The 25,071-nt window shown below is 72.0% G+C and carries 19 protein-coding genes and 1 other RNA gene; 16 read left to right on the top strand and 4 right to left on the bottom strand.

The annotated features are described in order from the left end of the window. Positions 1-34 precede the first annotated feature (34 nt). Together QBL25_RS17695 and QBL25_RS17690 are read right to left on the bottom strand one after the other, a co-directional pair. Positions 35-1,429 (bottom strand): ABC transporter substrate-binding protein, encoded by a 1,395-nt coding sequence (locus tag QBL25_RS17695; protein ID WP_409058001.1) that lies wholly within the window; start codon positions 1,427-1,429, stop codon positions 35-37. A gap of 183 nt (positions 1,430-1,612) precedes the next feature. Then, positions 1,613-4,963 carry an FHA domain-containing protein gene (locus QBL25_RS17690; protein WP_409058000.1) on the bottom strand — a complete coding sequence of 1,117 codons (3,351 nt, stop codon included), beginning with the start codon at positions 4,961-4,963 and terminating at the stop codon, positions 1,613-1,615. Positions 4,964-5,381: 418 nt separating this feature from the next. On the opposite strand from QBL25_RS17690, the gene QBL25_RS17685 reads away from it, so the two are divergent. The 4 genes from QBL25_RS17685 (at position 5,382) to QBL25_RS17670 (ending at position 10,529) form a co-directional block, all read left to right on the top strand. Next, a complete protein-coding gene (locus tag QBL25_RS17685; RefSeq protein WP_409057999.1) occupies positions 5,382-7,028 on the top strand; it encodes a protein kinase domain-containing protein in 1,647 nt (548 codons plus the stop codon). A gap of 142 nt (positions 7,029-7,170) precedes the next feature. Next, positions 7,171-8,409, top strand: coding sequence for a serine/threonine-protein kinase (locus QBL25_RS17680; protein WP_409057998.1), 1,239 nt, complete (start codon positions 7,171-7,173; stop codon positions 8,407-8,409). 70 nt (positions 8,410-8,479) lie between these two features. Continuing rightward, entirely contained in the window at positions 8,480-9,586 is a 1,107-nt protein-coding gene (gene prfB, locus QBL25_RS17675) for a peptide chain release factor 2 (protein WP_409057997.1), read from the top strand. A 280-nt stretch (positions 9,587-9,866) separates the two neighbouring features. Further along, positions 9,867-10,529 (top strand): hypothetical protein, encoded by a 663-nt coding sequence (locus QBL25_RS17670; RefSeq protein WP_409057996.1) that lies wholly within the window; start codon positions 9,867-9,869, stop codon positions 10,527-10,529. Between the two features lie 120 nt (positions 10,530-10,649). Here the strand turns inward: QBL25_RS17670 and QBL25_RS17665 are convergent, their stop codons facing one another. Beyond that, on the bottom strand, positions 10,650-10,841 hold the full coding sequence (locus QBL25_RS17665) for a hypothetical protein (RefSeq protein ID WP_409057995.1): 192 nt from the start codon (positions 10,839-10,841) through the stop codon (positions 10,650-10,652). A 239-nt stretch (positions 10,842-11,080) separates the two neighbouring features. On the opposite strand from QBL25_RS17665, the gene ftsE reads away from it, so the two are divergent. The 8 genes from ftsE to dacB all read left to right on the top strand — a co-directional run bounded on the left by ftsE (position 11,081) and on the right by dacB (position 18,063). Beyond that, entirely contained in the window at positions 11,081-11,770 is a 690-nt protein-coding gene (gene ftsE, locus QBL25_RS17660) for a cell division ATP-binding protein FtsE (RefSeq protein WP_030788113.1), read from the top strand. Between the two features lie 43 nt (positions 11,771-11,813). Then, positions 11,814-12,725 carry a permease-like cell division protein FtsX gene (gene ftsX / locus QBL25_RS17655; RefSeq protein WP_361836638.1) on the top strand — a complete coding sequence of 304 codons (912 nt, stop codon included), beginning with the start codon at positions 11,814-11,816 and terminating at the stop codon, positions 12,723-12,725. Between the two features lie 123 nt (positions 12,726-12,848). Beyond that, entirely contained in the window at positions 12,849-14,030 is a 1,182-nt protein-coding gene (locus tag QBL25_RS17650) for a S41 family peptidase (protein ID WP_409057994.1), read from the top strand. A gap of 18 nt (positions 14,031-14,048) precedes the next feature. Next, positions 14,049-14,570, top strand: a complete 522-nt coding sequence (smpB, locus tag QBL25_RS17645) for an SsrA-binding protein SmpB (RefSeq protein WP_409057993.1) — start codon at positions 14,049-14,051, stop codon at positions 14,568-14,570. Positions 14,571-14,689: 119 nt separating this feature from the next. Beyond that, positions 14,690-15,078: a transfer-messenger RNA gene (gene ssrA, locus QBL25_RS17640) on the top strand. Positions 15,079-15,258: 180 nt separating this feature from the next. Further along, on the top strand, positions 15,259-15,531 hold the full coding sequence (locus QBL25_RS17635; RefSeq protein ID WP_409057992.1) for a hypothetical protein: 273 nt from the start codon (positions 15,259-15,261) through the stop codon (positions 15,529-15,531). Continuing rightward, positions 15,528-16,334 carry a collagen-like protein gene (locus QBL25_RS17630; RefSeq protein WP_409057991.1) on the top strand — a complete coding sequence of 269 codons (807 nt, stop codon included), beginning with the start codon at positions 15,528-15,530 and terminating at the stop codon, positions 16,332-16,334. Before QBL25_RS17635 ends, QBL25_RS17630 begins: the two co-directional genes overlap by 4 nt. 136 nt (positions 16,335-16,470) lie before the next feature. After that, the gene (gene dacB, locus QBL25_RS17625) at positions 16,471-18,063 is read left to right on the top strand and encodes a D-alanyl-D-alanine carboxypeptidase/D-alanyl-D-alanine-endopeptidase (RefSeq protein ID WP_409057990.1); all 1,593 of its coding nucleotides are present in this window, start codon (positions 16,471-16,473) and stop codon (positions 18,061-18,063) included. Here dacB and QBL25_RS17620 read toward each other — a convergent pair. Further along, a complete protein-coding gene (locus QBL25_RS17620; RefSeq protein ID WP_409057989.1) occupies positions 17,987-19,435 on the bottom strand; it encodes an MFS transporter in 1,449 nt (482 codons plus the stop codon). The two genes, dacB and QBL25_RS17620, sit on opposite strands and share 77 nt — an antisense overlap. Before the next feature lie 84 nt (positions 19,436-19,519). Between QBL25_RS17620 and QBL25_RS17615 the strand changes: the two genes are divergently transcribed. The 4 genes from QBL25_RS17615 (at position 19,520) to QBL25_RS17600 (ending at position 25,065) form a co-directional block, all read left to right on the top strand. Then, complete coding sequence (locus QBL25_RS17615; RefSeq protein ID WP_409057988.1) at positions 19,520-20,545, top strand: LysR family transcriptional regulator; 1,026 nt, start codon at positions 19,520-19,522, stop codon at positions 20,543-20,545. Positions 20,546-20,774: 229 nt separating this feature from the next. After that, positions 20,775-21,467, top strand: coding sequence for a hypothetical protein (locus QBL25_RS17610; RefSeq protein ID WP_409057987.1), 693 nt, complete (start codon positions 20,775-20,777; stop codon positions 21,465-21,467). After that, on the top strand, positions 21,464-23,710 hold the full coding sequence (locus QBL25_RS17605; protein WP_409057986.1) for a glycosyltransferase: 2,247 nt from the start codon (positions 21,464-21,466) through the stop codon (positions 23,708-23,710). The genes QBL25_RS17610 and QBL25_RS17605 overlap by 4 nt, the downstream gene beginning before the upstream one ends. Continuing rightward, positions 23,707-25,065, top strand: a complete 1,359-nt coding sequence (locus QBL25_RS17600; RefSeq protein ID WP_409057985.1) for an acyltransferase family protein — start codon at positions 23,707-23,709, stop codon at positions 25,063-25,065. Before QBL25_RS17605 ends, QBL25_RS17600 begins: the two co-directional genes overlap by 4 nt. Positions 25,066-25,071: the final 6 nt, after the last annotated feature.

The following is a 25,071-nucleotide window of genomic DNA, read 5'->3' as shown; positions in this document are numbered from 1 at the left end:
CGGCGTGCCCCCGGCGTTCTCGGACGCCACCGGGTCAGTCCTTGTAGGCCGCGGCGGCAGACGTCTCCAGCGTCTTCTGCGTGCCCGCGACGTCCTTCGGGTTCTTCAGGAAGTCCTGGAGCGCCTTCCACTCGCCCTTGCCGGGCGTGCCGCCGAAGGCCTGCGGGGCCTGGTCGGACATGTCGTAGCGGATGTCGTCGCCCGCCGCGATGAGCGCCTTGGCGATGCCGCGCTGCACGTCGTTCGGGTACGCCGCCAGGTCGAGGCCCTTGTTCGGCGAGATGAAACCGCCCGCCTCCGCCCAGATCTTCGCCGAGTCCGGCGACGCGAGGAAGGTCAGCAGCGCCTGGGCGCCCTTGGTGTCCTTCAACGCCACGGCCGCGTCACCGCCGACCACCGCCGGGGACTCGTCCCCGACCGCCGGGAACGGGAACACCTTGGCGTCCGTGCCGATCTCGGCCTTCGTCTCCGAGATGGGCAGCGACACCATGTCGCCCTCGAAGACCATGCCTGCCTTCGGCTGGTCGCCGCCGGTGAAGGTCTGCTTCACGGAGGCGGGGAACTCGGTCTGGAGCGCGCGGTTCGCGCCGCCCGCGACGAAGCCCTTCTTGCCGAAGACCTCACCGAGGGTGGTGAGCGCCTCCTTCACGGACGGGTCCGTCCACTTGATCTCGTGCTTGGCCAGCTGGTCGTACTTCTCGGGCCCGGCCTGCGAGAGGTAGATGTTCTCGAACCAGTCCGTGAGGGTCCAGCCGTCGGCGCCCGCCACCGATATCGGCGGCACCCCGGAGTCGTACACCGTCTGGGCCGTCTTCATGAAGTCGTCCCAGGTCTTGGCCTCCTTGGCGCCCGCGTTGTCGAAGACCTGGGCGTTGTACCAGACCAGCGACTTGTTGGCGGCCTTGAAGTACACGCCGTACTGCTTGTCGTCGACGGCCCCGAGGTCCCGCCAGCCCTGCGCGTAGTTCTTGTCGAGCTGCTTCTGCGCCTCGGGCCCGACCGGCTTGGCCCACTTGTTGTCCACGGCCTGCTCGATCGCGCCGACCTGCGGGAGCATCGCGACGTCCGGCGGCTGGCCGCCCGCGACCTTCGACTCCAGGAAGCTGATGATGGGGTCCTGGGCCGGCACGAAGGTGACCTTGGCCCCGGTCCGCTTCTCGAACTCGTCGAGAACCTTCAGGAAGACCTTCCGCTCGGAGCCGCCCCAGACGGCGGCCACGGAGACGGTCTGCCCGTCCAGCTTGGGCAGTTGGACCGCGGCGGCGCTCTCCTTGCCGCCGCCCTTGTCGCCGCCGTCCTTGTCGTCGCCGTCGTCCCCGCCGCATGCGGTGACGGTGAGGACGAGCGTGCCCGCGACGACCGCCGCTGCGATCTTGGCTGTGGTACGCCGGTGTTGCGGTGCCCTGCGTGCTCGAAGACTGCTGCGCATCACTGCCCCGTTTCTCTGCCCCGGTGAGTGCCGTGCGGTCTGTCTACGCCCGGGCGGGGAGGGGCGGCAAGAGCGCAAACAGTGTCAACCAGGTGATCGTGATGGCGTTGTGACGTGCCGTCACGAGGCATCGGGCGCGGCGTGACGCACAGGTGGCGCCGTGGGTGGAGAGGCGGCGGTGGACTACAGGAGGGACGGCACCTGGTCCGCCGCGACGGAGCGGGCGGCTCGCTCCAGCGCGCTGGCGAGCAGCGCCAGGTCCGTTGGTCCGTTGCCCAGTTCGCGCACCGGCCTGCGGGACGGCGGGTCGCCCATCCGCTCCCACTCCAGCGGGACGACGGTGGGCCGCACCGTGGACGTCCGGGGGATCCGCCCCGTGACCCGGCCCGCCTGGAAGGGGCTCACGCGCCCCTCGGCCGTACGCAACTCGCCCCGCCCGGGGGCGGGTTCCTCCGGGCCGGGGGTGACGGCGTCCAGGACGATCCGCAGCGCCGCTCGGCGGCCGAGCTCCGTCTCCGGGGTGCGCTCGCTGCGTGCCGTCGTGGCGACCAGGTGCACGCCGAGCCGCTCGCCGTCCCGGGCCACCGCTTCGAGCGCCCGCACGACGGACCCCGCGGCCGGCCGGCCGGGCGAACCGAGGGCGGGCGAGAGCAGCGCGTCGAAGTCGTCTACGAGGACGACGAGGCGGGGGAGCGGAGGCCCCGGCTCGGCGGCCTTGCGGGCGGCGACGGGCCGCAGCCGCATCGTGGAACTGGGCGCCGGGTCGAGATCCCCCGCGCCGGCCCCGGGGTTCCCGGAATTCCCGGCGCTGCCTGCGCTTCCTGCGCTTCCGGAGTGGCTGGAGTGCCCGGAGTGGCCGGAGATTCCGGCGCTCGTCGCGCCTCCCGAGGCCGCCATGCTCGCCGCGTTACCCGTATGTCCTCCGGCGCTCCCCGTGCTCCCTGCGCTCCCCGCTTTCCCGACGCGCACGCCGTTCGACGACGCCTGCGCGTGCCACTCGGCGAATCCGAGGCGCCCCAGCAGCTCGGCCCGCCGCTTCAGCTCGGCGGTCAGCGACTGGGCGAACTCCCGCATGCGGACCGGGTCGTTGGCCGCGAGGTGCGTCGTGACGTGCGGCAGGTCCGTACAGACCGCGAGGCCTTCGACCAGGCGGACGTTGCCTCCGTTCGTCCCGCTGCCTCCGCTGCCCGTGCTGTCCCGGCCGTCGATCAGGACCATGCCGAGGCGGTCCGGGCGCTCCGCCGCGGCCAGCGAGGCGGCGATGGAGCGCAGCAGCTCCGTGCGCCCGCTGCCCGACGGGCCTTCGGCCAGGACGTGCGGGCCCTCGGCGGCGAGGTCCATGACGACGGGTCCGCGCGGACCGGCTCCGAGGACCGTCCAGGCCCGGCCGCCCAGTGCGTCGGCGTCGTCGGCGGCCGCCGCCCAGCGCGCCATCAGGGAGGCGGGGGTGGCCCGGGCGAGCCCCAGCTCGTCCAGGAGCCGGGCCATCTGGGGCAGCGGAGCGGACACGCGCGCGTGTCCGTCGCCGGGCGCCCCGTCCGTACGGAAAGGCGCCAGCGCGCGGGCGAACCGCTCGGCCCAGGCCTGCGACACCGCGTCCACCGCGGCGACCGTGCCGTGCCCCGCGGGCCGGCCGTCCACCGTCCGCAGCAGCCGCAGCGCGGTGGCCACGTCACCGCTGAGCAGCGCAACGGCACCGCAGGCGCGGAAGGCGGGGGAGACGGCGCAAGCCGCTTCGTACGTCGCCGACACCGGGGAGGCGGGCGACGCGGCGGGGGTCTCCGCGAGGCAGACGACGTGGATCCCGGCGCCGGCCCCTTCGCGCGCCAGCCGCACCACGGCCTCGCGCAGCCCGGCGGACCCGGGGTCGCCGTCCACCACGACGACGGTGCGCGGCCCGGCGTCCGCGGACGCTCCGGCCTCGGTGGTCTCACTGGACCCAGTGGCCTCAGCGGTGACAGTGGCGGACGCCTTGTCCGCCGCGTGGTCCTCCAGGCGCCGCAGCAGCTCGCCCGTGCGCGCGGCCGCCTGCTCGCGGTCGTACGCCAGGAGGAGGCGGCAGTCCTGGCCGTGCGTGGGGCGCAGGTGCGGGAGCCAGCCGAGCCAGGACCACTCGGCGGTGCGCTCCGGCGCGGGCCGCCCGCGGTCCGTGCTGACCAGCACGATCTCCAGGGCGTCGGGGGAGTGCAGCGCCGCGAGCTGGGCGACCACGGCGCGGGCGAGCCCCGTGAGCCGCTCGCGCGGTCCCGCGAGGCCGAGCGCGCCCGCCTCCCGCAGGCTGACCGTCACCGGGACGGCGGGCAGCAGGCCCCGCTCGTCCGGGGCCGTGCGGTCCACCGTGCCGAGCCGGACCGCGAGGGCCTCGGGGTGGCCGGGGCCGCGCTCCCAGAGGCGGGGGCCGGGGCCCAGCGCCGTGAGGAGCAGGGCCGCGGGGTCGGGCCAGGACTCCGGGGTCCGCGAGGCGGCGGCCACCGCGAGGTCCTCATGGGTGGGGGCCGCCGGCTGCGGGGCGGGGGCGCTCCCGGTGCCGTACGCATCGTCCTCGTGGTCCGCGGGGCCGTACGCGTCGTCGCGGGCGCCCGTCAGCCGCCGGGCCCAGGCCGAGAGGCCGCCCCGCTTGCGCAGGGAGCGCGGCACGGTCGTCCCGCGCGCGGGCGTGCCGAGCCGGGTGCTCTCGGCGTCCGGGGCGCCGCCCTGCTGCGGCACGAGCGGCGCGTCGGAGTGCGTGCCCTGGCCGAACGCGCCGTGCGCCCCGCCCTGACCGTCCTCGCCGGCCGCGCCCCAGCCCGCGGAGCCGTACGCGTGATGGGTGCCGTCCGAGGGGGCGTGGCCCGCGCCGCGGGGGGCGCTCCGGTGGCCGTCGGCGCTCGCGGCGACCCGCACGCGCACGTGTCCTTCGCCGTCCGGGGCCGTCGGCAGCGCGCCGCCCGTCCCGTCCCCCGCGGTGAACCGCAGCGCGGACTCGCCGAGGCGCAGCAGCGAGCCGGGGGTCAGGCGCACCGGGCGGTCGGTGATCTCGCGGCCGTCCACCGTCGTGCCGTTCGTGGAGCCCAGGTCCGTGACGGTGACCTGGCCGTCCGGGGTGAGCGTCACCGCGCAGTGCAGGCGCGACACGTCCGGGTCGTCGAGGGGGACGTCCGCGTCCGCCGAGCGGCCGATCTTGATCTGGCCGCCGTGCAGGAGGTGCACGCCGCCCGCGTCGGGGCCCGCGACCACGTGCAACTGGGCGGCGGCTCCGGCGATCTCGGGCCCCGGCTCGGCGGGGGAGCCGAGCGAGAGCACCGCTCCGTCTATCAGCGGGGGCTCTCCGAGGGTGCAGCGCTGGGCGTCGAGGCGCTCCGACTCGGCGTACAGGACGAGGGGGCCTTCGGTGCCCGCGACGGCGGCGGCGAGACCGGAGGCGACGGTGGCCAGAGCGGTGCCCGCGGGGGCGGTGACCAGCACGTCACAGGCGCCGCGCGGCACGACGGGGCGGCCATGGGGCTCGGCGGTCTGGCCGCTGCGCGGCCCGAGGACGGTCAGCCGGATCTGCATCGCCGTCAGCGGTCCCTTCTGCCCTTGCCGCCGGGCACGGGGACTCGCGCTGTGATTCCCCCACCGCACACGGCCACGTCGGCCAGTAACAAGAAGGCATCCTCGCACCTGCCACTGACAACACGCCCGGCGCCTACCCGTAAGTGATCTTGATTGGTCGGCTCTGCTCGGAAAAGTGCCTGCTTGGACCGTTGCGATCACCGGCGGCCCTCGCGTGACGAAGGTCAATTCGACGCCATCCGGCAACCAACGGCTCCCATGGGGCGTCTTTCCACCGAACAGCTATCCGGTCACCCGGTGGCCGGCATCCGAAGTGACCGGCCGGTGCCCCGTTCGGCGGCACTACAGTGGGTCGGAACACCTTCCGGCGGGCAGCCGGGTCCGGACAGACCAGCCAGATCAGCAGGGAGCGCATGACGTGCGGCCGGTAGGCAGCAAGTACCTGCTCGAGGAGCCGCTCGGGCGCGGCGCCACGGGCACCGTCTGGCGAGCCCGCCAGCGCGAGACCGCGGGGGCCGAGGCGGCCGTTCCCGGTCAGCCCGGCGAGACCGTCGCGATCAAGGTCCTCAAGGAAGAGCTCGCGAACGACGCGGACATCGTCATGCGGTTCCTCCGCGAGCGGTCCGTCCTGCTCAGGCTCACGCACCCGAACATCGTGCGGACCCGTGACCTGGTCGTCGAGGGCGAGCTCCTGGCCCTCGTCATGGACCTGGTGGAGGGCCCCGACCTGCACCGCTACCTCCGCGAGAACGGCCCCTTCACACCGGTCGGCGCGGCCCTGATGACCGCCCAGATCGCCGACGCGCTCGCCGCGAGCCACGCGGACGGCGTCGTGCACCGGGACCTGAAGCCGGCGAACGTCCTGCTCAAGCAGGACGCCGACGGCTCGATGCACCCGATGCTCACCGACTTCGGCATCGCGCGCCTCGCCGACTCCCCGGGACTGACCCGCACCCACGAATTCGTCGGCACGCCCGCGTACGTGGCACCCGAGTCCGCCGAGGGCCGCCCGCAGACCAGCGCGGTCGACATCTACGGCGCGGGCATCCTCCTGTACGAGCTCGTCACCGGCAGCCCGCCCTTCGGCGGCGGCTCCGCCCTCGAGGTCCTGCACCAGCACCTGAGCGCCGAACCGCGCCGCCCCTCCACGGTCCCGGACCCGCTGTGGACGGTCATCGAGCGCTGCCTCAGCAAGAACCCCGACCACCGCCCCAGCGCCGAGAACCTCGCGCGCGGCCTGCGGGCCGTCGCGGAAGGCGTGGGCGTGCACGCGTCCAGCGCGCAGATCGCCGCCGCGGAGGGCGTGGGCGCCCTCCTGATGCCCGACCCGGACCCCGCCATGGTCCCCGGGACGGCCGGCGCGGCCGACCCCACCCAGGTGCTCCCGAGCAACGCCGGGTCGTACGACCCGAACGCCGCCACCAGCGTCATGCCGAACACCGGCCCCGGCGACGCCGACCCGACCTCGGTGCTGCCGAGCGGCAGCCGCGGCGCGGCCGACCCGACGGCCGTCATGCCGCCGGTGCCGCCGAACCAGCCCGGCCTGGACCCGAACGACCCGCACCCCTGGCAGAACCAGATGCGGGCGGCCCGCGACCGCAACGAACAGACGCAGGTCCAGTCGTACCTCGACCCGAACGAGGACCCGCTGCGCCGCCGCCGTCCGCAGCGCCAGGTCCAGCAGCCGCAGCCGCAGCAGCGCCCCCAGCCGTACGCGCAGCAGCAGCAGCGCCAGCCCCAGCGCCAGCAGTACGCCCCGCAGCCCCAGCAGCGCCAGCAGTACGCGCCTCCGCAGCAGCCGCCGCCCCAGCAGCCGCCCGCGGGACGGCCGCCGCGGGAGCCCAGGCAGCCCCGGCAGCGCAGCGCGAACCCCATGAAGATCCCGGGCCTCGGCTGCCTCAAGGGATGCCTCTTCACGATCATCATCCTGTTCGTGGCGAGCTGGCTCGTCTGGGAGCTGAGCCCGCTCCAGGAGTGGATCGGCACCACGAAGGGCTACTGGGAGCAGCTGACGGACTGGTACGACACGGTCTCCGGCTGGGTGGGCAAGATCGGCGGAAACTAGCCGCCCGGTGGCCGGTGACGGCCGGATCCCCGCCTTGCTCTGGGGATTTGTCGACACCTGCGGGGTGATTTCTGCTCCTGGAGTGAAGGTTGGCGTCGAGGCCGCGTAGTTTTGTCGCCAACACGCATCCGTAGGAGCAGTCTTGGCACGCAAGATCGGCAGCCGGTACACCGCCCACCAGATCCTTGGTCGGGGCAGCGCCGGCACGGTGTGGCTCGGCGAGGGACCCGAGGGTCCCGTCGCCATCAAGCTGCTGCGCGAGGACCTGGCGTCCGACCAGGAGCTGGTCGGCCGCTTCGTCCAGGAGCGCACCGCCCTGCTCAGCCTCGACCACCCGCGCGTGGTGGGCGTCCACGACCTGGTGGTCGACGGGAACGACCTGGCCCTGGTCATGGACCTCGTCCGCGGCACGGACCTGCGCACCCGCCTGGACCGGGAGCGCCGCCTCGCCCCGGAGGCCGCGGTGGCGATCGTGGCCGACGTGGCGGACGGCCTCGCGGCGGCGCACGCGGCGGGCATCGTGCACCGCGACGTGAAGCCGGAGAACGTCCTCCTGGACATGCAGGGACCGCTGGGCCCCGGCGGCTCGCACCCCGCCCTGCTCACGGACTTCGGCGTCGCCAAACTGATCGACTCCCCGCGCAGGACCCGCGCGACGAAGATCATCGGTACGCCGGACTACCTCGCCCCGGAGATCATCGAGGGCCTGCCCCCGCGCGCGGCCGTCGACATCTACGCCCTCGCGACCGTCCTGTACGAGCTCCTGGCCGGCTTCACCCCGTTCGGCGGCGGCCACCCCGGAGCGGTCCTGCGCCGCCACGTCACGGAAACGGTCGTGCCGCTCCCCGGCATCCCGGACGAGCTCTGGCAGCTGATGGTCCAGTGCCTGGCCAAGGCCCCCGCCTCCCGGCTGCGCGCCTCGGAGCTCGCGGCGCGGCTGCGGGAGCTCCAGTCCCTGGTGGCGGGGATGCCGCCCCTGGACGTGGACGAGCCGGACACGGAACCGCTGCCGGAAGAGGCCGAGGAGGAGCCGGCGCCGGAGCAGCCGGCCGCGGGCGCCCCCCGCCGGGGAGCGGTACCGCTCGTGCCCGGTGCGAAGCCCGACTCGAACCGCGACACCCACACCTCCATGCGCGTCCCGGGGCCCGACGAGCTCGCCGGGGGCGCCCGCGGCACCGCCCGCGCCCCCCGCGCCTCCGGTGCGGCCCGCCCCGGCTCGGCCCGGCACCGCGCGTCGGCCCGCCGCCGCAGGATCACGCTGGGCGTGGCGGGAGCGGTCCTGGTGGCCGCGGCGGGCATCGGCACCTGGGCGGCCACCAATGGCGACGACGCCGACGCGACGCCCCAGGACACGAAAAACTCGGCCCCTTCGGCCCCGTAGGCCGGGCGGCGGGCCCCGTTCCCGTAACCGTGCGGAAAGACCCCTTGCCCCCAGCCGTTAGGCTGGACCCGTGGCAGTCGTCGATGTATCCGAAGAGCTCAAGTCCCTCTCCTCGACCATGGAGTCGATCGAGGCCGTCCTGGACCTCGACAAGCTGAGGGCAGACATCGCCGTGCTCGAGGAGCAGGCGGCCGCGCCGTCCCTGTGGGACGACCCGGAAGCGGCACAGAAGATCACCAGCAAGCTGAGCCACCTCCAGGCGGAGGTGCGGAAGGCCGAGGCCCTGCGCGGGCGTATCGACGATCTCAGCGTGCTCTTCGAGATGGCCGAGGAGGAGGACGACCCGGACACCCGCGCCGAGGCCGAGACCGAGCTCACGGCCGTCAAGAAGGCGCTGGACGAGATGGAGGTCCGCACCCTCCTCTCCGGTGAGTACGACGCCCGTGAGGCGCTCGTCACCATCCGCGCGGAGGCCGGCGGCGTGGACGCCTCGGACTTCGCCGAGAAGCTCCAGCGCATGTACCTCCGCTGGGCCGAGCGCCACAACTACAAGACCGAGCTCTACGAGACCTCGTACGCGGAAGAGGCCGGCATCAAGTCGACCACCTTCTCCGTCCAGGTCCCGTACGCGTACGGCACGCTCTCGGTCGAGCAGGGCACGCACCGGCTCGTCCGCATCTCGCCCTTCGACAACCAGGGGCGCCGCCAGACCTCCTTCGCCGGCGTCGAGATCCTCCCGGTCGTCGAGCAGACGGACCACATCGAGATCGACGAGTCCGAGCTGCGCATCGACGTCTACCGCTCGTCGGGCCCCGGCGGCCAGGGCGTCAACACGACGGACTCCGCGGTCCGCCTGACGCACATCCCCACCGGCATCGTCGTCTCCTGCCAGAACGAGCGCTCGCAGATCCAGAACAAGGCGAGCGCGATGAACGTCCTCCAGGCCAAGCTCCTGGAGCGCCGCCGCCAGGAGGAGCAGGCGAAGATGAACGCCCTCAAGGGAGACGGCGGAAACTCCTGGGGCAACCAGATGCGTTCGTACGTCCTGCACCCTTATCAAATGGTGAAGGACTTGCGCACGGAGTTCGAAGTGGGCAACCCGGAATCCGTGTTCAACGGCGAGATCGACGGTTTCATCGAGGCCGGAATTCGCTGGCGCAAGCAGCAGGAGAAGTAAGCGCCGCTTTATCGACAAGGCAACGTGAGGCAACTGCCGCCCAAGAGGCGGCAGTTGCCTTTTACGTCACAGTCACATGTCCGTACGACGGTCAACTGCTGCTATTTCCGACATCGCTCGCGCAACGACCTTGACGTTGCTGTGGAAACTGGAAAGGCTAGCGAGCGGCATGCGTATCTCTGGGGCGCGTGTGATCTGTGGGGGCCGATCAAGCGCTCCCGACGAACGCAGTCCCGGGCGCTGCCTCACTGACGATTCAGCTACTGGGGGTAGCAGCCAGATGACCAAGAAGACGCGGATCCGCGTGGCACGTATAGCGGCCGGCGCGGTGATCGCCGCGGGTGCTTCGCTGACCGCCGCCGGTGCCGCCTCGGCCCTCGACGTCGGTGTCGACCTCGGCGGCGCGAGCGCGAGCGCCAGCGCGGACGAGAACGGCATCGGTGTCGACGTCGGCATCGGCGCCGATGAGCCCACCGACGGCCCCACCGAGCCCACGGCGATTCCGACGGAGCCCACCGAGGAGCCGACGGAGCCGACCGAGGAGCCCACGGAGCCCACGGAGGAGCCCACCGAGCCCACCGAGGAGCCCACCGAGGACCCGACCACGCCTCCCACCTCGGACCCGGGTGACCCCACCGAGGGCCCGAGCGACCCCGGTAACGGCAACGGCACCGGTGGCGGCAACGGCAACGGCAACGGCGGCAACGACAACGACCCCGACGGCGGTGCCAACCCCGTCGAGCAGGGCAAGGGCAAGGACAGCCTGACCGACACGGGCTCCGCCCCGGTCGAGCAGGGTGAGAAGGCCGACAAGGGCGAGCTCGCCGAGACCGGCGCCGCCGAGACCACGTTCCTGCTGATCGGCGCCGCGACGATGATCGCCGGCGGCATCGGCTTCCGCATGCTGCCGCGTCTCGTCGGCAACCGCGGCGCCGCCGCCTGATCCACCGGATCGATCCACTGATCCGCGCATGACATGACGGAAGGGCCCGGAGCAGCCAGCTCCGGGCCCTTCTGGTGTCCTGGTGCGCGCCGGGGGCGTACGGAAGTACGCGGTGGCGCGCTAAGCGGTCTGGTGCGCCAGCAGGGCGACCGCCGCGATCAGCACGACGAGCATCCCTATCAAGGCCGCAGGGCTGAGGCCGCCGAACGGTCCCTCCTGCTGCATGCGCGCGCGACTGGCCCGGCACACGGGGCAGCGGCCTTCGCTCACGGGCGCCGCGCAGTTCGCGCACACCAACCTGTCATAGGTCATGCGCTCCTCCTCCCGCACAGTCACAGCCTGCCCAACGCTAGGGGGAACCCAACCGTTCCCCTACCACTGTGCCAGCTTCCACGAGTTTCGGCGCGGCCCGCCCGTCCTCGCCGGTTTCCGGCTGTTACGTTCCGTGGTATATCCGCGACAATCCGCACAACTCAGGACGCTGACTGCGCTCGCACACCGGGTTCGCGTATGGTCACGCTCACCTACCCCCGGCGACCCGTGGTGCATCCGTGATCCGATTCGACAACGTCTCCAAGGCCTACCCCAAGCAGACCCGGCCCGCCCTCCGGGATGTCTCTCTGGAGATCGAGAAGGGCGAGTTCGTCTTCCTGGTGGGCTCCTCCGGCTCCGGAAAGTCCACCTTCCTGCGGCTGGTCCTCCGCGAGGAGCGCACCAGCCACGGCCAGGTGCACGTCCTGGGCAAGGACCTCGCGCGCCTCTCCAACTTCAAGGTGCCGCACATGCGGCGCCAGTTGGGCACCGTCTTCCAGGACTTCCGGCTCCTGCCGAACAAGACCGTCGGCGAGAACGTCGCCTTCGCGCAGGAAGTCATCGGCAAGTCCCGCGGCGAGATCCGCAAGTCCGTGCCCCAGGTCCTCGACCTCGTCGGTCTCGGCGGCAAGGAGGACCGGATGCCCGGCGAGCTCTCCGGTGGTGAGCAGCAGCGGGTGGCGATCGCACGCGCCTTCGTCAACCGCCCCAAGCTCCTCATCGCGGACGAGCCGACCGGCAACCTCGACCCGCAGACCTCGGTCGGCATCATGAAGCTGCTCGACCGGATCAACCGCACCGGCACGACCGTCGTCATGGCCACCCACGACCAGCAGATCGTGGACCAGATGCGCAAGCGGGTCATCGAGCTGGAGAAGGGCCGTCTCGTCCGCGACCAGTCGCGTGGCGTCTACGGCTACCAGCACTGAAGACCCGTACTGATCCACTGCACTGATCCACTGAAAGGGAGCCATGCGCGCCCAGTTCGTCCTGTCGGAGATCGGCGTCGGCCTTCGCCGTAATCTCACGATGACTTTCGCCGTCATCGTCTCCGTAGCGCTCTCGCTCGCCCTCTTCGGCGCTTCGCTCCTCATGAGCGACCAGGTGAGCACGATGAAGGGCTTCTGGTACGACAAGGTCAACGTCTCGATCTTCCTCTGCAACAAGGGGGACGCCGAGCAGGACCCCGGGTGCGCCAAGGGCGCCGTCACGAACGAGCAGAAGGAACAGATCCGCACGGATCTGAAGAAGATGCCCGTCGTCGACACGGTCCAGTACGAGACGGCCGACCAGGCGTACAAGCACTACAAGGAGCAGTTCGGCGACTCCCCGCTGTCCAGCTCCCTCACGCCGGACCAGATGCAGGAGTCGTTCCGGGTCAAGCTCAAGAACCCGGAGAAGTACCAGGTCGTCAACACCGCGTTCAGCGGGCGCCCGGGCGTGCAGAGCGTGACGGACCAGCGCAGCGTCCTGGACAACCTCTTCAACCTCCTGAACGGCATGCGGTACGCGGCGCTCGGCGTGATGGGTCTCATGCTGGTCGTCGCGCTGATGCTGATCGTCAACACGGTGCGCGTCTCGGCGTTCAGCCGCCGCCGCGAGACCGGCATCATGCGCCTGGTGGGAGCGTCGAGCTTCTACATCCAGGTGCCGTTCGTCATGGAGGCCGCCATCGCCGGTCTGATCGGCGGCGCCTTCGCCTGCGTCCTGCTGGTCGCCGGCAAGTACTTCCTGATCAACAACTGGCTCGTGGACAAGATCGACATGGTCAACTTCATCGGCTGGGACGCGGTCCTCGGCAAGTTGCCCCTGGTGCTCACGGTCAGCTTCCTCATGCCCGCGTTCGCGGGCTTCTTCGCCCTGCGCAAGTACCTGAAGGTCTGATTCCGCGGCCGTGGGCGCGTGCCGCGTGGACCGGGGCGCGTGCTCCGGGATGTGACGCATGTCAGGGGTGCCGTACGGTTCAACCGACCGTACGGCACCCCTCGTTGTCCTAGACTCACCGGCATGTCAGGCCCCGACCGGTTCTGCGACCGGCACTCCCTGCCCCGCCGTGTCCGCCGTGGGGCGACCCTGACGTTGGTGTTCGCGAGCGTGCTCGCCACCGGAGCGGCCACCGGATCCTGGAGCGAGGCCACCGGCGAAGGCCGGAAGTCGCCTGCCCCGGCCACCCGTTCCGTCGTCTCGTCCGGCGACACCGCCGACGAGGCGGCCGATGCCGCCGCCGAGGCGATGGCCGACGGCAAGTCCGGCAAGAAGGCCGCGGAGGAGGCCGTCAGCCGCAGCGGGGACCGCTGGGGGTCGGTGTACTCCTCCGGCGAGTACCAGGAGTTCGAGCAGGCCCTCGACGGCGCGTACACCGGTGTCGGCCTCTGGGCCAGGCGCACGCAGGACGGGCGCATCGAGGTCTCCCGGGTCCAGCGCGGCGGCCCCGCGGGACAGGCGGGCATCCGCGAGGGCGACCGGCTCAGCACCATCGACGGCAGGCGGGTGGCGGGCCTGCCCGTCACGGAGGTCGTGGCCCTGCTGCGCGGCGCCCGCGCGGGCACCCCGGTCGAGCTCGGCCTGGAGCGCGGCACGCGCGCGTGGCGCGAGACGCTGCACCGGGCCCGCCTCTCCACGGACTCCGTCACCGTCACCCAGCTCGCGGGCGGCGCCGTCATGATCAAGATCGAGTCCTTCACCAAGGGGACCGGCGAACGCGTGCGGTCGGCGGTGCGCGACGCCCCCAAGGGCGCCGGGATCCTGCTCGACCTGCGCGGCAACTCCGGAGGCCTGGTGTCGGAGGCGGTCACCGCGGCCTCGGGCCTGGTCGACGGCGGCCTGGTGGCGACGTACGACGTACGCGGCCGGCAGAAGGCCCTGCACGCCGAACGCGGCGGCGACACCTCCCGGCCCGTGGTCGCGCTGGTCGACGGCGGCACGATGAGCGCGGCCGAGCTGCTCACCGGCGCCCTCCAGGACCGGGGCCGCGCGGTCGTGGTGGGCTCGAAGACCTTCGGCAAGGGTTCGGTGCAGATGCCGAGCCGGCTGCCCGACGGATCGGTCGCCGAGCTGACGGTCGGGCATTACCGCACTCCTTCGGGGCAGGCGGTCGACGGCCGGGGCATCACCCCGGACCTGGAGGTCGAGGACGGCGCCGAGAGGCGGGCCGAGACAGTATTGACTGGCCTCGGACCCCCCTCGTAGTGCGAAAATGGCCTGACTATGGCGAAGGAAAAGGTAAAGCGCAAGGCCGCGAAGGCCGCCGAGAAGGCACCCGCCCGCAAGATGGTCGCGCAGAACAAGAAGGCGCGGCACGACTACCACATCATCGACACGTACGAGTGCGGCCTCGTCCTGATGGGCACCGAGGTCAAGTCGCTGCGGATGGGCAGGGCGTCCCTGGTGGACGGCTTCGTGCACATCGACAACGGCGAGGCGTGGCTGCACAACATCCACGTCCCCGAGTACGTGCAGGGGACCTGGACCAACCACTCCGCCACGCGGAAGCGCAAGCTCCTGCTGCACCGGTCCGAGATCGACAAGCTGGAGTCCAAGTCGCAGGAGACGGGTCACACGATCGTGCCCCTGGCCCTGTACTTCAAGGACAGCCGGGTCAAGGTCGAGATCGCGCTGGCCAAGGGCAAGAAGGAGTACGACAAGCGTCAGACGCTCAAGGAGAAGCAGGATCTGCGCGAGACGAACCGCGCGGTCGCCGAGGTCAAGAAGCGGCAGCGCAGCGCCTAGCGCGCGGGTTCCCGTGGGTCCTGACGGGCCGCGCGGGAATTGGCTGGCCCCGTCGGGCGTTGGTCACGTACGATGGGCACTGCCCCGCACGGCCGGGGCGCTGATTGAAAAAACAACATGGGGATGATCGGTTTCGACAGCGGATGTCGAAGCAGGGGAAGCGAGCCGAGGAAGCGACAATGATCTCGTAAACCACATGTCGCAACCAATAATCGCCAATTCCAAGAGCGATTCCCAGTCCTTCGCCCTCGCTGCTTAATTAGCAGTGAGTGAAGGGCCCTTAATGGGTGTCAGCCCGGGGGTGTTCCCGACCCGGATCCTGGCATAATCTAGGGAACTAAACCATCGAGCCCGGTCACGGGGTTCGATGGGAAATCAAACAGTGACTGGGCCCGTCGGAGACTTGTTCGCGAGATCTCCGGGGCCGAGAAAATCGTAGCGAACTGCGCTCGGAGAAGCCCTCCTTTTGCACCGTTGGACGCGGGTTCGATTCCCGCCATCTCCACAATTCCCATGTGAGGTGAAAGCCCTCTGGCCAGCGGCCAGGGGGCTTTTTCCGTGTGCGGGGCACCGAACGTCCGGGCACATCCTCTGGGCATGTGACTCGTTACTGCAACCGAGTGCAGGTTCCCAAACGGCCGGGCGGCACGGAAACCCGGCCGAGTACGCAAGGGCAGGAGGCAGTCGCTTGGATGCCACCGTCACTCTTCTCGGTTCCCTTCTGGCCAGTCTGGGCGTGCTCGGCGCGGCCGTGGCGGCCTATCTGGGCAAGCGCGGCGAGAACGCGCTCACCGGCTATTCCACTCTCACGGAACGCCTCCAGACCGAGCGTGACCGGCTGGAGCGTCAGCTCGCCGAACGCGACACGAAACTCGCCGAGTTAAATGCTCTGCACGTCCATGACCAGAGCGAGATCGCCCGGCTGCTCATCGACAATCAACGGCTCGGAGGCACTCCGTGAGTCAGCTCGAGCGTCTCCTGGCCCGCCGGTGGCGGACCGTGTTCCTCGTCTGTGTCCTGGTCGCGCTCTCCGGTGTCGCGGCGCTGCTCTGGGCCCGTATCGACGCCGGTGACCGCCGGGCCGACCGGCTCGCCGCCGAGGCGGACCGGCGCGGCGAGGCGGTGTCCACGCTGGCCCGCGACGTACGGACCCTGCGCGCGCAGGTCAGGGCGCACGGCGACACCCCGGCCGCGCCCGACCCCTCCGACGCCGTCGACGATCTTCCCTCCCGGGCGCGGGTGCCCGGTGTGCCCGGCGCCGACGGGTCCCCGGGCGAGGACGGAAAGCCGGGCGAGAAGGGGGCGCCGGGGCAGGGCGGCCGCACCGGGGACCAGGGCGCCGCGGGAGAGCCCGGCCGGCCGGGGGCCTCCGGAGCGCCGGGCCCCGCCGGGTCCGACGGCGCGGACGGGGTGAACGGCACGAACGGCGAACGCGGCCCGGAAGGCCCCGCGGGAGCGGCGGGCCCGCCCGGCGCCGACGGCGCGAACGGCTCCGACGGCGCGGGCGGCGCATCGGGTCCCGAAGGCCCGGCGGGCCCCATGGGCCCCCGCGGGGAGCGCGGCGAGCGCGGCCCCAAGGGCGACGCGGGCGAGGCAGGGCCCGCCTGCCCGAACGGCTACAGCCTCCAGCAGCCCGCCGACGACCCGGACGCCCTGGTCTGCCGCCGCGAGGGCGTGACGCCCGCGGACCCGGCCCCCGCCGTCCTGCTCCTGGCCGCGCTGCTGCCCCGCCGCCGGACGCCCGAGGCCGCCGCGGACCACTGACACCGGGCGGCGTGGCGGTCCGGCCCCCGGCGGTCCGCTCGGTCCGTGGGCCCGGGGCCGGTCGATGCGCCCGGTGCCGGACATGGCCGGTGTGGGGGCTGTCGTCCGGCGGGGGAGTCGGGGATGCTGCTGGGTCATGAGTAGACCCGTGAGACGCGTCAACGCCCGTATGCGCCACTGGATCTGGCCCGCCGTGCTCGGTGTCGCGGCGGCCACCCTCTCCGTCAGCTCGCCGGCCGGGGCGGACTCCGACCGCAGCGGCCTGCCCGAAGCCATCGACACCATCCTCGGCGACCCCCGGATGGAGGGCGGCGCGGCGAGCGTCGTCGTCGCCGACGCCGCGTCCGGCGACGTCCTCTACCAACACCTGCCCAGCGGGCGCCTGATGCCCGCGTCCAACACCAAGCTCCTGACGTCGACGGCGGCCATGGAGCGGCTCGGCCCCGACCACCGCTTCACCACCGACGTGCTCACCGACGGCAGGCAGAAGGGCCGCGTCCTTGCCGGCGACCTCTATCTGCGCGGCACCGGCGACCCGACCACCCTGGCGAAGGACTACGACGGACTCGCCGCGAAGATCGCCGATGCGGGCGTCCGGCGGGTCTCGGGGCGCCTTGTCGCGGACGACACCCGGTTCGACGACAAGCGCATCGGCGACACCTGGGCGGGCGACGACGAATTCGCGTACTACGCCGCCCAGATCTCCGCGCTGAGCGTCGCCCCGGACACCGACTACGACACCGGCACGGTCATCGTCGAGGCCGCGCCCGGCGCGCGGGCCGGGGACAAGCCGAAGGTGACGCTGACCCCCAAGACGGACTACGTGGACGTCGACATCAGCGCGAGGACCGTCCCCGCGGGCGGCGCGGACACGCTCACCGTCGAGCGGGAGCACGGCACCAACACGATCACGGTCACCGGCACCGTCCCCGTGGGCGGTTCCGCCACCAAGGAGTGGATCACCGTCTGGGAGCCGACCGGCTACGCGGCCGCGATCTTCCGGGACGCGCTGAAGGCGCACGGGGTGCGCGTCAGCGGGCCCACCAAGGCCGGGCTCGCCACCCCCGAGGGCGCACGGCGGCTCGCCTCGCACGAGTCCATGCCGCTGAGGGAGCTGATGATCCCCTTCATGAAGCTCTCCAACAACATGCACGCGGAGAACCTCACGAAGACCATGGGGTACGAGGCGACCGGGCGGCCCGGCAGCTGGCCGGACGGACTCGCCGCCGTCAGCGCCTACTTGAAGACGGCCGGCGTCGACCCCGGCAAGATCCGCCAGGTCGACGGCTCCGGGCTCTCGCGCAAGAACAACGCCCCCGCCGACCAGCTGATCAAGCTGCTGCTCTCGGCGAAGGGCGAGCCCTGGTACGCCGACTGGTACAAGTCCCTGCCGGTCGCCTGCGCCCCGGACAAGTTCGTCGGCGGTACCCTGCGCACCCGGATGTGCGGGACTCCGGCGGCACTCAACGTACGGGCGAAGACGGGGTCGTTGACCGGGGCGTCCGCTCTTTCGGGGTACGTGAAGGACGCGGACGGGCGTGAACTGGTGTTCAGCATCATCCTGAACAACTACCTGCCCTCGTCGGTGAAGGCCCTGGAGGACGCGATCGTCGTGACGCTCGCCAAGTCGACCGCGGACAAGGCCGAGCCGGTCAGGCCGCGCTCCGAGCGCCAGGCCGGGCCGAGCGGGGACCTGGAGTGCTCGTGGCGCAAGCCCGCGCGATGCTGAGCAGCAGCGCGCAGCACGCGGCGGCGAGCGGGACCGCGTAACCCCGGGCGGGGCTCAGGTGCTCCACCGCCCAGCCTCCGCTCGCGGCGCCGCAGGCGATGCCCCCGAGGAGACCGGTGACGGCGAGGGTCATGCCCTCGTTCAACCGGCCCTCGGGGGTGTGCCGCTGGACCAGGCCCATGCCGGTGACCATCGTCGGGGCCGTCGCCATGCCGGCGACGAGGAGCGCCCCGGCGAGCACCAGGAGCGAGCCGGTGAGCGTGGCGGCCAGGAGCGGCAGCGCCATCAGGGCCGCCATCGCGGTGACGCACAGGATGTGGCGCCTGGGCAGCGGGCCGCTCGGCTTGAGGGTTCCGTAGAGGAGCCCCGCCGCGCAGGAGCCCGCGGCCTGGAGCGCGAGGATCGCGCCCGCGGCGGCCTTGTGGCCCTGCGCGTCGGCGTAGGCGATCGTCACGACCTCCATCGAGCCGAAGACGGCACCGGTGGCGAGGAAGGTGACGAGCAAAGCCGGCATCCCGCGCGCGCGGAGGGGCGATTTCTCCTTGACGCCCGCGGATCCCCGGGGCGGCGGTTCCGTCTCGCGCCGGGAGGCGAAGAGCAGGACGCCGGTCAGGAGCAGCACCACCCCGATGAGGGTGCCCGCCTCCGGGAAGAGCGCCCCGCACAGGAAGGCCGCGAGGACGGGGCCGAGCATGAAGCACAGCTCGTCCGCCGCCTGCTCGAAGGAGTTGGCGGTGTGCAGGGCCCGGTCGTCGCCCTTCAGGAGGTGCGCCCAGCGGGCCCGGGACATGCCGCCGGTGTTCGGGGTGGTGGCCGTCGCGGCGTACGCGGCGAACAGGGTCCAGTCGGGCGCCCCGTAGTGCACGCAGAGCAGCAGCGCGAGCGAGCCGAGCGCGGCGACGACGGTGGCCGGGACGGCGATCCGCGCCTGGCCGTGCCGGTCGACGAGGCGTGCCGTCCAGGGCGCCACGACGGCGGTCGCGGCGAGGCCCGTCGCGGTGACGGCACCGGCGAGCGCGTACGAACCACGCGCTCCCGCGATCATGATGACGGCGCTCACGCTGAACATGCCCATGGGGAGGCGGGCGACGAGGTTGCCGACGGTGAAGGCGGTGGCGCCGGGGATGCGGAAGAGGCGGGCGTAGGGGTTGCGGGACTGTGGGTGGGGTGTGGGGGGATTGGTGGGGGGTGTGGGGTCGGCGGAACGTATGGGCTTGGTGGGTGGTGTGGGGTCGGCGGAGAGCATGAGGTCGGTGGGTCGGATGAGGCCGTCGGCGCATGAGAGGTCGGCAGGTGGCGTGAGGTCGTCGGAACGCATGGGCTCGGTGGGTGTCTTGAGGTCACTGAGTGGGGTGGGTTCGGCGGGCGGCATGGGGATCAGCTTCACCGGGGCCCTGGTGTGAGGTCCAACACCTTCTGGGGCCCGACTCACGCACCCCCGTTGTAAGTTCCCGGGGTGACGGTCGAGCCCCGCGTACCCCGTGGTCCCGGGGCGCCCCTGCCCCGCGACCTGGAGCCCCGCCTCCTGCGCGCCTTCGTGGCCGTCTTCGAGGAACGGCACTTCACACGGGCCGCCGCCCGGCTGTACGTCGCCCAGCAGGCCCTCAGCCGTGACGTGCGCCGCCTGGAGCGCGAGCTGGGCGCCGAGCTGTTCGTGCGGACGACCCGGCAGGTCACGCCGACCGCGGAGGGCGAGCGGCTGCTGTCGTACGCGCGGCGGATCCTGGAGGCGCAGGACGACCTGGCGGCGGCCTTCGCGCGCGGCACGGGAGCCGGGAGCGCGGCCCGCCCGCTGCTCGTGGACCTGAACAGCCCCGGGCTCATCAGCGGGCGCATCCTGGAGCGGGCCCGCGAACTGGCCCCGGACTGCGAGCTGATGGCCCGCTTCGAGAGCGGGCTCACCGGGGCCGCCGCCGAGATGCTGGCCGGCCGGCTCGACGTGTCCTTCGGACGCTACGCCGGGCTGGAACCCGCGCTGCGGGCGCGGCTGTCCCAGCAGCCGGTGCGCTTCGAGCCGATGGCGGTCCTGCTGCCGCTGGGCCATCCCCTGGCCGGGCTCGACGCGGTGCCGCTCGGCGCGCTGGCGGGGGAGAGCGTCTACGCCGGGGCGGGAAACCCCCGGACACTGGAGTGGACCGACCTCGCGCATCGCCTTTTCGAGGGACGCGGTGTCGAGGTCGCGGCGCCCGCGCCCCTGGCGATCGGGCCCGAGGAGTTCGGACGGATCATGGCCAAGAACCGCACCCCCGTCCTCACGGCGGTGGACTTTCCGGCCATGCCCGAATCGGTCCTGCGGCCCCTGATCGACCCCGTTCCGCTGTCGCCTGTGTCGATCGTGTGGAGAAAAGGGCTCACACATCCGGGAGTCGACGCCCTGCGCGAGGCAGCGGCCGAGCTCGCCGCCGCCGAGGGGTGGCTGCGCAGGCCCGAAGACGGCTGGGTTCCGGCCACGGATGCACTCATCATGATGAGGCTGGACTGACGGATTAGTACGACTGTCACTGCCGTGCGCTACATTCATGGTCCGGGCGCTGTGTGATAGGGGGGCGCTCGGGCCGGGTGGGGGCCCGGCCCGACGGCAAGTTGCCCGGAGTCTTGCGCGCCCGAGTCAGGTTATGTGGGGGTTGTGCGTGCGCATGGAGAATTGGCGAGAAGATGCCCTACCGGAACATACCCATGATCCGAACGAGGTCACCGTTCAGATCGACGGGGTGGGGCGACAGCTGGCGGAGCTTGCCGCCGAGCACGACCAGGACGCGCCCGACGGGCCGGTTTTCGTCGACGAGACGGGCCGCCGCGTCCGGAGGTATCGCCGGATAGGCGTACTCGTCGGCATAGCCTGCGCCGTCTACGCGATGATCATCGTGGGCACCCTGCTCTCGGGCAACTCCAGCGCGCCCTGGCTGCCGATCGACGCCAAGGACGAGAAGCCGGCCAGCAGGGTGGACTCACCCGACGGCCCGGCCGACTCCCTCGACCCCTCCGCCTCCACCGGCACGACCCCGTCGCCCGACGCCTCGGAGAGCGGCTCCACCGCTCCCGCGACCGGTGACGAGGACTCCGCCGACCCGTCCGAGCCCGACGGCGGCACGACCAAGCCGGGCAAGACGCCCGACCCCGACCCCACGGACGGCGGAAGCAAGCCCGACCCCGACCCCACCGGCGGCGGCAAGCCCGACCCGACGGACGATCCGACCAAGCCCGACCCGGACCCGGACCCGACGGACGACCCCACCACGCCTACCCCGGACCCGTCGACCGGCGACCCGGGCGGTGCGGGCGGCGGCGAGGTCCCCGTGGTGCAGCCCGCCGCCGACCCACAGTCCCCGCAGCGCGCCCAGACGGTCGGTTATTCGTCCCCGCGAGCCGCAGGCCAGCAGCCCTCGGAGGGCGCACAGCGATGAACTCCCGCACCAACAGGGGCCGGTCCGCCGGCCCCCGTAACAGTCACGCCCAGCCCCGGGGCGGCGGAGGCGGCCGGCGCCGCGCGCAGCCCGTCCGCGGCGCCAGGCGGCGCAGAATCCCCCTGCGCTATCTGCTGCCCCTGCTCCTCCTCGTCGCCCTGATGGCGATGCTCATGCTCCGCGGCTACACCCACAGCGAGATCCTCGCCGACCACCGCGTGCGCCCGCCCGCGGGCACCGGCAAGGTCCCGGAGAAGGTCCTCGAGGGCGGCCCGGTCATCGACACCCGCGGCGGCCACGAGGACACGCTGAGCGTTCCCCGGCACCGGCTCGTGCTGACCTTCGACGACGGCCCGGACCCGGAGTGGACCCCCAAGGTCCTCGACGTCCTGAAGAAGCACCACGCGCACGGCGTCTTCTTCGTCACCGGCACGATGGCCTCGCGCTACCCCGACCTCGTCGAACGCATGGTGGACGAGGGCCACGAGGTGGGCCTGCACACGTTCAACCACCCCGACCTGTCGTACCAGTCACCCGACCGCATCGACTGGGAGCTGTCGCAGAACCAGCTCGCCCTCGCGGGCGCGGCCGGCATCCGCACCTCCCTCTTCCGCCCGCCGTACTCCTCGTTCTCCGACGCCATGGACAACAAGTCCTGGCCGGTGACGAAGTACATCGGCAGCCGCGGTTACCTCACCGTCGTCAACAACACCGACAGCGAGGACTGGAAGCGCCCCGGCGTCGCCGAGATCATCCGCCGGGCCACCCCCAAGAACGGCAACGGCGCCATCGTCCTGATGCACGACTCCGGAGGCGACCGCTCGCAGACGGTGGCCGCGCTCGACACCTTCCTGCCCGGCCTCCAGGACAAGGGCTACCGCTTCACGAACCTCACCGAGGCCCTGGACGCCCCCAGCGCGCACGCGCCGGTCACGGGCCTCGACCTGTGGAAGGGCAAGGCCTGGGTCTTCCTGGTCGGTGCCTCGGAGAAGATCACCGGCGTACTCGTCGTCGCGCTCGCCATCATCGGCTCCCTGGTGATGCTCCGGTTCGGCATGATGCTGCTGCTCTCCGCGGTGCACGCGCGCAAGGTGCGCAAGCGGGGCTTCCGCTGGGGCCCCGACCTCACCGAACCGGTGTCGGTCCTCGTGCCCGCCTACAACGAGGCCAAGTGCATCGAGGCCACGGTCCGTTCCCTCATGACGAGCGACCACCCCATCGAGATCATCGTCATCGACGACGGCTCGTCGGACGGCACCGCGCTGATCGTCGAGGGCCTGCGCCTGCCGAACGTCCGGGTCGTGCGCCAGCAGAACGCGGGCAAGCCCGCGGCGCTCAACCGCGGCATAGCCAACGCGCGGTACGACCTCATCGTGATGATGGACGGCGACACGGTCTTCGAGCAGTCCACCGTGCGCGAGCTGGTGCAGCCCTTCGGCGACCCGCGCGTGGGCGCCGTCGCGGGCAACGCGAAGGTCGGCAACAGGGACTCGCTGATCGGCGCCTGGCAGCACATCGAGTACGTGATGGGCTTCAACCTCGACCGCCGGATGTACGACATGCTCGGCTGCATGCCGACCATCCCCGGCGCCGTGGGAGCCTTCCGGCGCTCGGCCCTGGAGCGGGTCGGCGGCATGAGCGACGACACGCTCGCCGAGGACACCGACATCACGATGGCGATGCACCGTGACGGCTGGCGCGTGGTGTACGCCGAGAAGGCGCGCGCCTGGACCGAGGCGCCCGAGACGGTGCAGCAGCTCTGGTCGCAGCGCTACCGCTGGTCGTACGGCACCATGCAGGCCATCTGGAAGCACCGCCGCTCGGTGATCGAGTCGGGGCCTTCGGGCCGCTTCGGCCGGGTGGGCATGCCGCTGGTGTCGCTGTTCATGGTCCTGGCGCCGCTCCTGGCCCCCCTGATCGACGTCTTCCTTCTCTACGGCCTCGTGTTCGGCCCCACGCAGAAGACGATCGTCGCGTGGCTCGGCGTGCTCGCCGTCCAGGCGGTGTGCGCGGCGTACGCCTTCCGGCTCGACCGCGAGCGCATGACCCACCTGATCTCGCTGCCTCTCCAGCAGATCCTCTACCGGCAGCTGATGTACGTCGTGCTGCTGCAGTCCTGGATCACCGCCCTGACCGGAGGCCGCCTGCGCTGGCAGAAGCTCCGGCGCACGGGAGTCCTCGGAACCCCGCCCTCGATTCCGCAGCAGCGGACGGGCAGCCCTGATCGGAGGCCGGTCGCATGACCCATCCCACGCAGCCGCTGCCGCAGGTGCCGGCGCCTTATCCGTACGGGGCTCCCGGGGAGACCTACGGGCCCGGGGCTCCGGCGGCGCCTCCGGTCGCCCCGGCGGCCCAGGCCGCGCCCAAGAAGCCGGGCCGCGACCGCTACTTCGACGTCCTGCGCTCGCTCGCCCTGGTCCGCGTCGTCATCTACCACCTGTTCGGCTGGGCCTGGCTGACGATCATCTTCCCCTCCATGGGCGTGATGTTCGCGCTCGCGGGCGCGCTGATGGCGCGCTCCCTGAAGCGCCCCGCGTGGGGCGTGATCAGGGGCCGCATACGCCGACTGCTGCCGCCCATGTGGGCGTTCAGCGCGGTGGCGCTGTTCCTCCTCTTCTACGGCGGCTGGAACGTCACCAAGGACCCGGACCACGGGGGCACCTGGGGCCTGGTCAGCATGCTCAACTACGTGTTCCCGATCGGCGCCCCGCCCTTCCCCTGGCACATCGGGGACAAGGCGGGCCTCCTGGAGGACACCTGGCCCGCCCAGGCGGCGGGCCCCCTCTGGTACATCCGCGCGTACCTGTGGTTCGTGATCGCCTCGCCGCTCCTGCTGTGGGCGTTCCGCCGGGTGCCGTGGGCCACGCTGTTCGCGCCGCTGGCCCTGACGGCGGTCCTCGCCACGGAGATCGTCAAGATCCCCGGTGAGACGGGCAACGCGGTGTCGGACTTCGCCGTGTACGGCAGCTGCTGGGTGCTGGGCTTCGCCCACCAGGAGGGGGTACTGGCCCGGGTCCCGCGGTACGTGGCGGTGTCGGTCTCGGCCCTGATCATGGCCTTCGGCCTGTGGTGGGCCTCGGGTCACCTGGGCCCGGACGGCTGGGACCTGAACGACATCCCGCTGGCCCAGGCGGCGTGGTCCTTCGGCTTCGTCGTCATCCTCTTCCAGTACTCGCCGTCGTGGCAGGAGCTGCCGGGCCGCCTGAAGCGCTGGGACAAGCTCATCACCCTCTCCAACAACCGGGCGGTGACGATCTACCTCTGGCACAACCTGCTGATCATGGCCACGGTGCCGATCATCGACATGGCGTACGACCTGCCGTTCATGGAGGACGAGCGGTGGAGCTCGGCGCTGGACTCGACGTACATGGTGTGGATGACGGTCCTGGTCTGGCCGCTGATCGGGCTGATGGTGATGGCGGTCGGCTGGATCGAGGACTTCGCGGCCAAGCGGAGCCCGAGACTGTGGCCGAACGGAGCGAGCGGGAAGAGCGGCAAGAGCGGGAAGACCCCCGGGAACGGCGGGAGGGGCGGGTCCGGCGGGGCAAGGCCCCGGCGCGCCGCCCCGCAGTCACGGGGCGGCGCGCACCGGGGCTGAGGCGCC

This window comes from Streptomyces sp. SYP-A7185 (genome assembly GCF_046103685.1).
In the GTDB taxonomy this organism is placed as follows: Bacteria; Actinomycetota; Actinomycetes; order Streptomycetales; family Streptomycetaceae; genus Streptomyces.
This window is presented reverse-complemented; position numbering and strand designations above follow the sequence as displayed.

What these genes read in the sequence shown, in the direction of transcription:
- QBL25_RS17695 (WP_409058001.1), bottom strand. Translation starts at nt 1,429, where the DNA reads ATGCGCAGCAGTCTTCGAGCACGCAGGGCACCGCAACACCGGCGTACC.
- QBL25_RS17690 (WP_409058000.1), bottom strand. Translation starts at nt 4,963, where the DNA reads ATGCAGATCCGGCTGACCGTCCTCGGGCCGCGCAGCGGCCAGACCGCC.
- QBL25_RS17670 (WP_409057996.1), top strand. Translation starts at nt 9,867, where the DNA reads ATGACCAAGAAGACGCGGATCCGCGTGGCACGTATAGCGGCCGGCGCG.
- QBL25_RS17665 (WP_409057995.1), bottom strand. Translation starts at nt 10,841, where the DNA reads ATGACCTATGACAGGTTGGTGTGCGCGAACTGCGCGGCGCCCGTGAGC.
- ftsX (WP_361836638.1), top strand. Translation starts at nt 11,814, where the DNA reads ATGCGCGCCCAGTTCGTCCTGTCGGAGATCGGCGTCGGCCTTCGCCGT.
- QBL25_RS17650 (WP_409057994.1), top strand. Translation starts at nt 12,849, where the DNA reads ATGTCAGGCCCCGACCGGTTCTGCGACCGGCACTCCCTGCCCCGCCGT.
- smpB (WP_409057993.1), top strand. Translation starts at nt 14,049, where the DNA reads ATGGCGAAGGAAAAGGTAAAGCGCAAGGCCGCGAAGGCCGCCGAGAAG.
- dacB (WP_409057990.1), top strand. Translation starts at nt 16,471, where the DNA reads ATGAGTAGACCCGTGAGACGCGTCAACGCCCGTATGCGCCACTGGATC.
- QBL25_RS17620 (WP_409057989.1), bottom strand. Translation starts at nt 19,435, where the DNA reads ATGCCGCCCGCCGAACCCACCCCACTCAGTGACCTCAAGACACCCACC.
- QBL25_RS17605 (WP_409057986.1), top strand. Translation starts at nt 21,464, where the DNA reads ATGAACTCCCGCACCAACAGGGGCCGGTCCGCCGGCCCCCGTAACAGT.
- QBL25_RS17600 (WP_409057985.1), top strand. Translation starts at nt 23,707, where the DNA reads ATGACCCATCCCACGCAGCCGCTGCCGCAGGTGCCGGCGCCTTATCCG.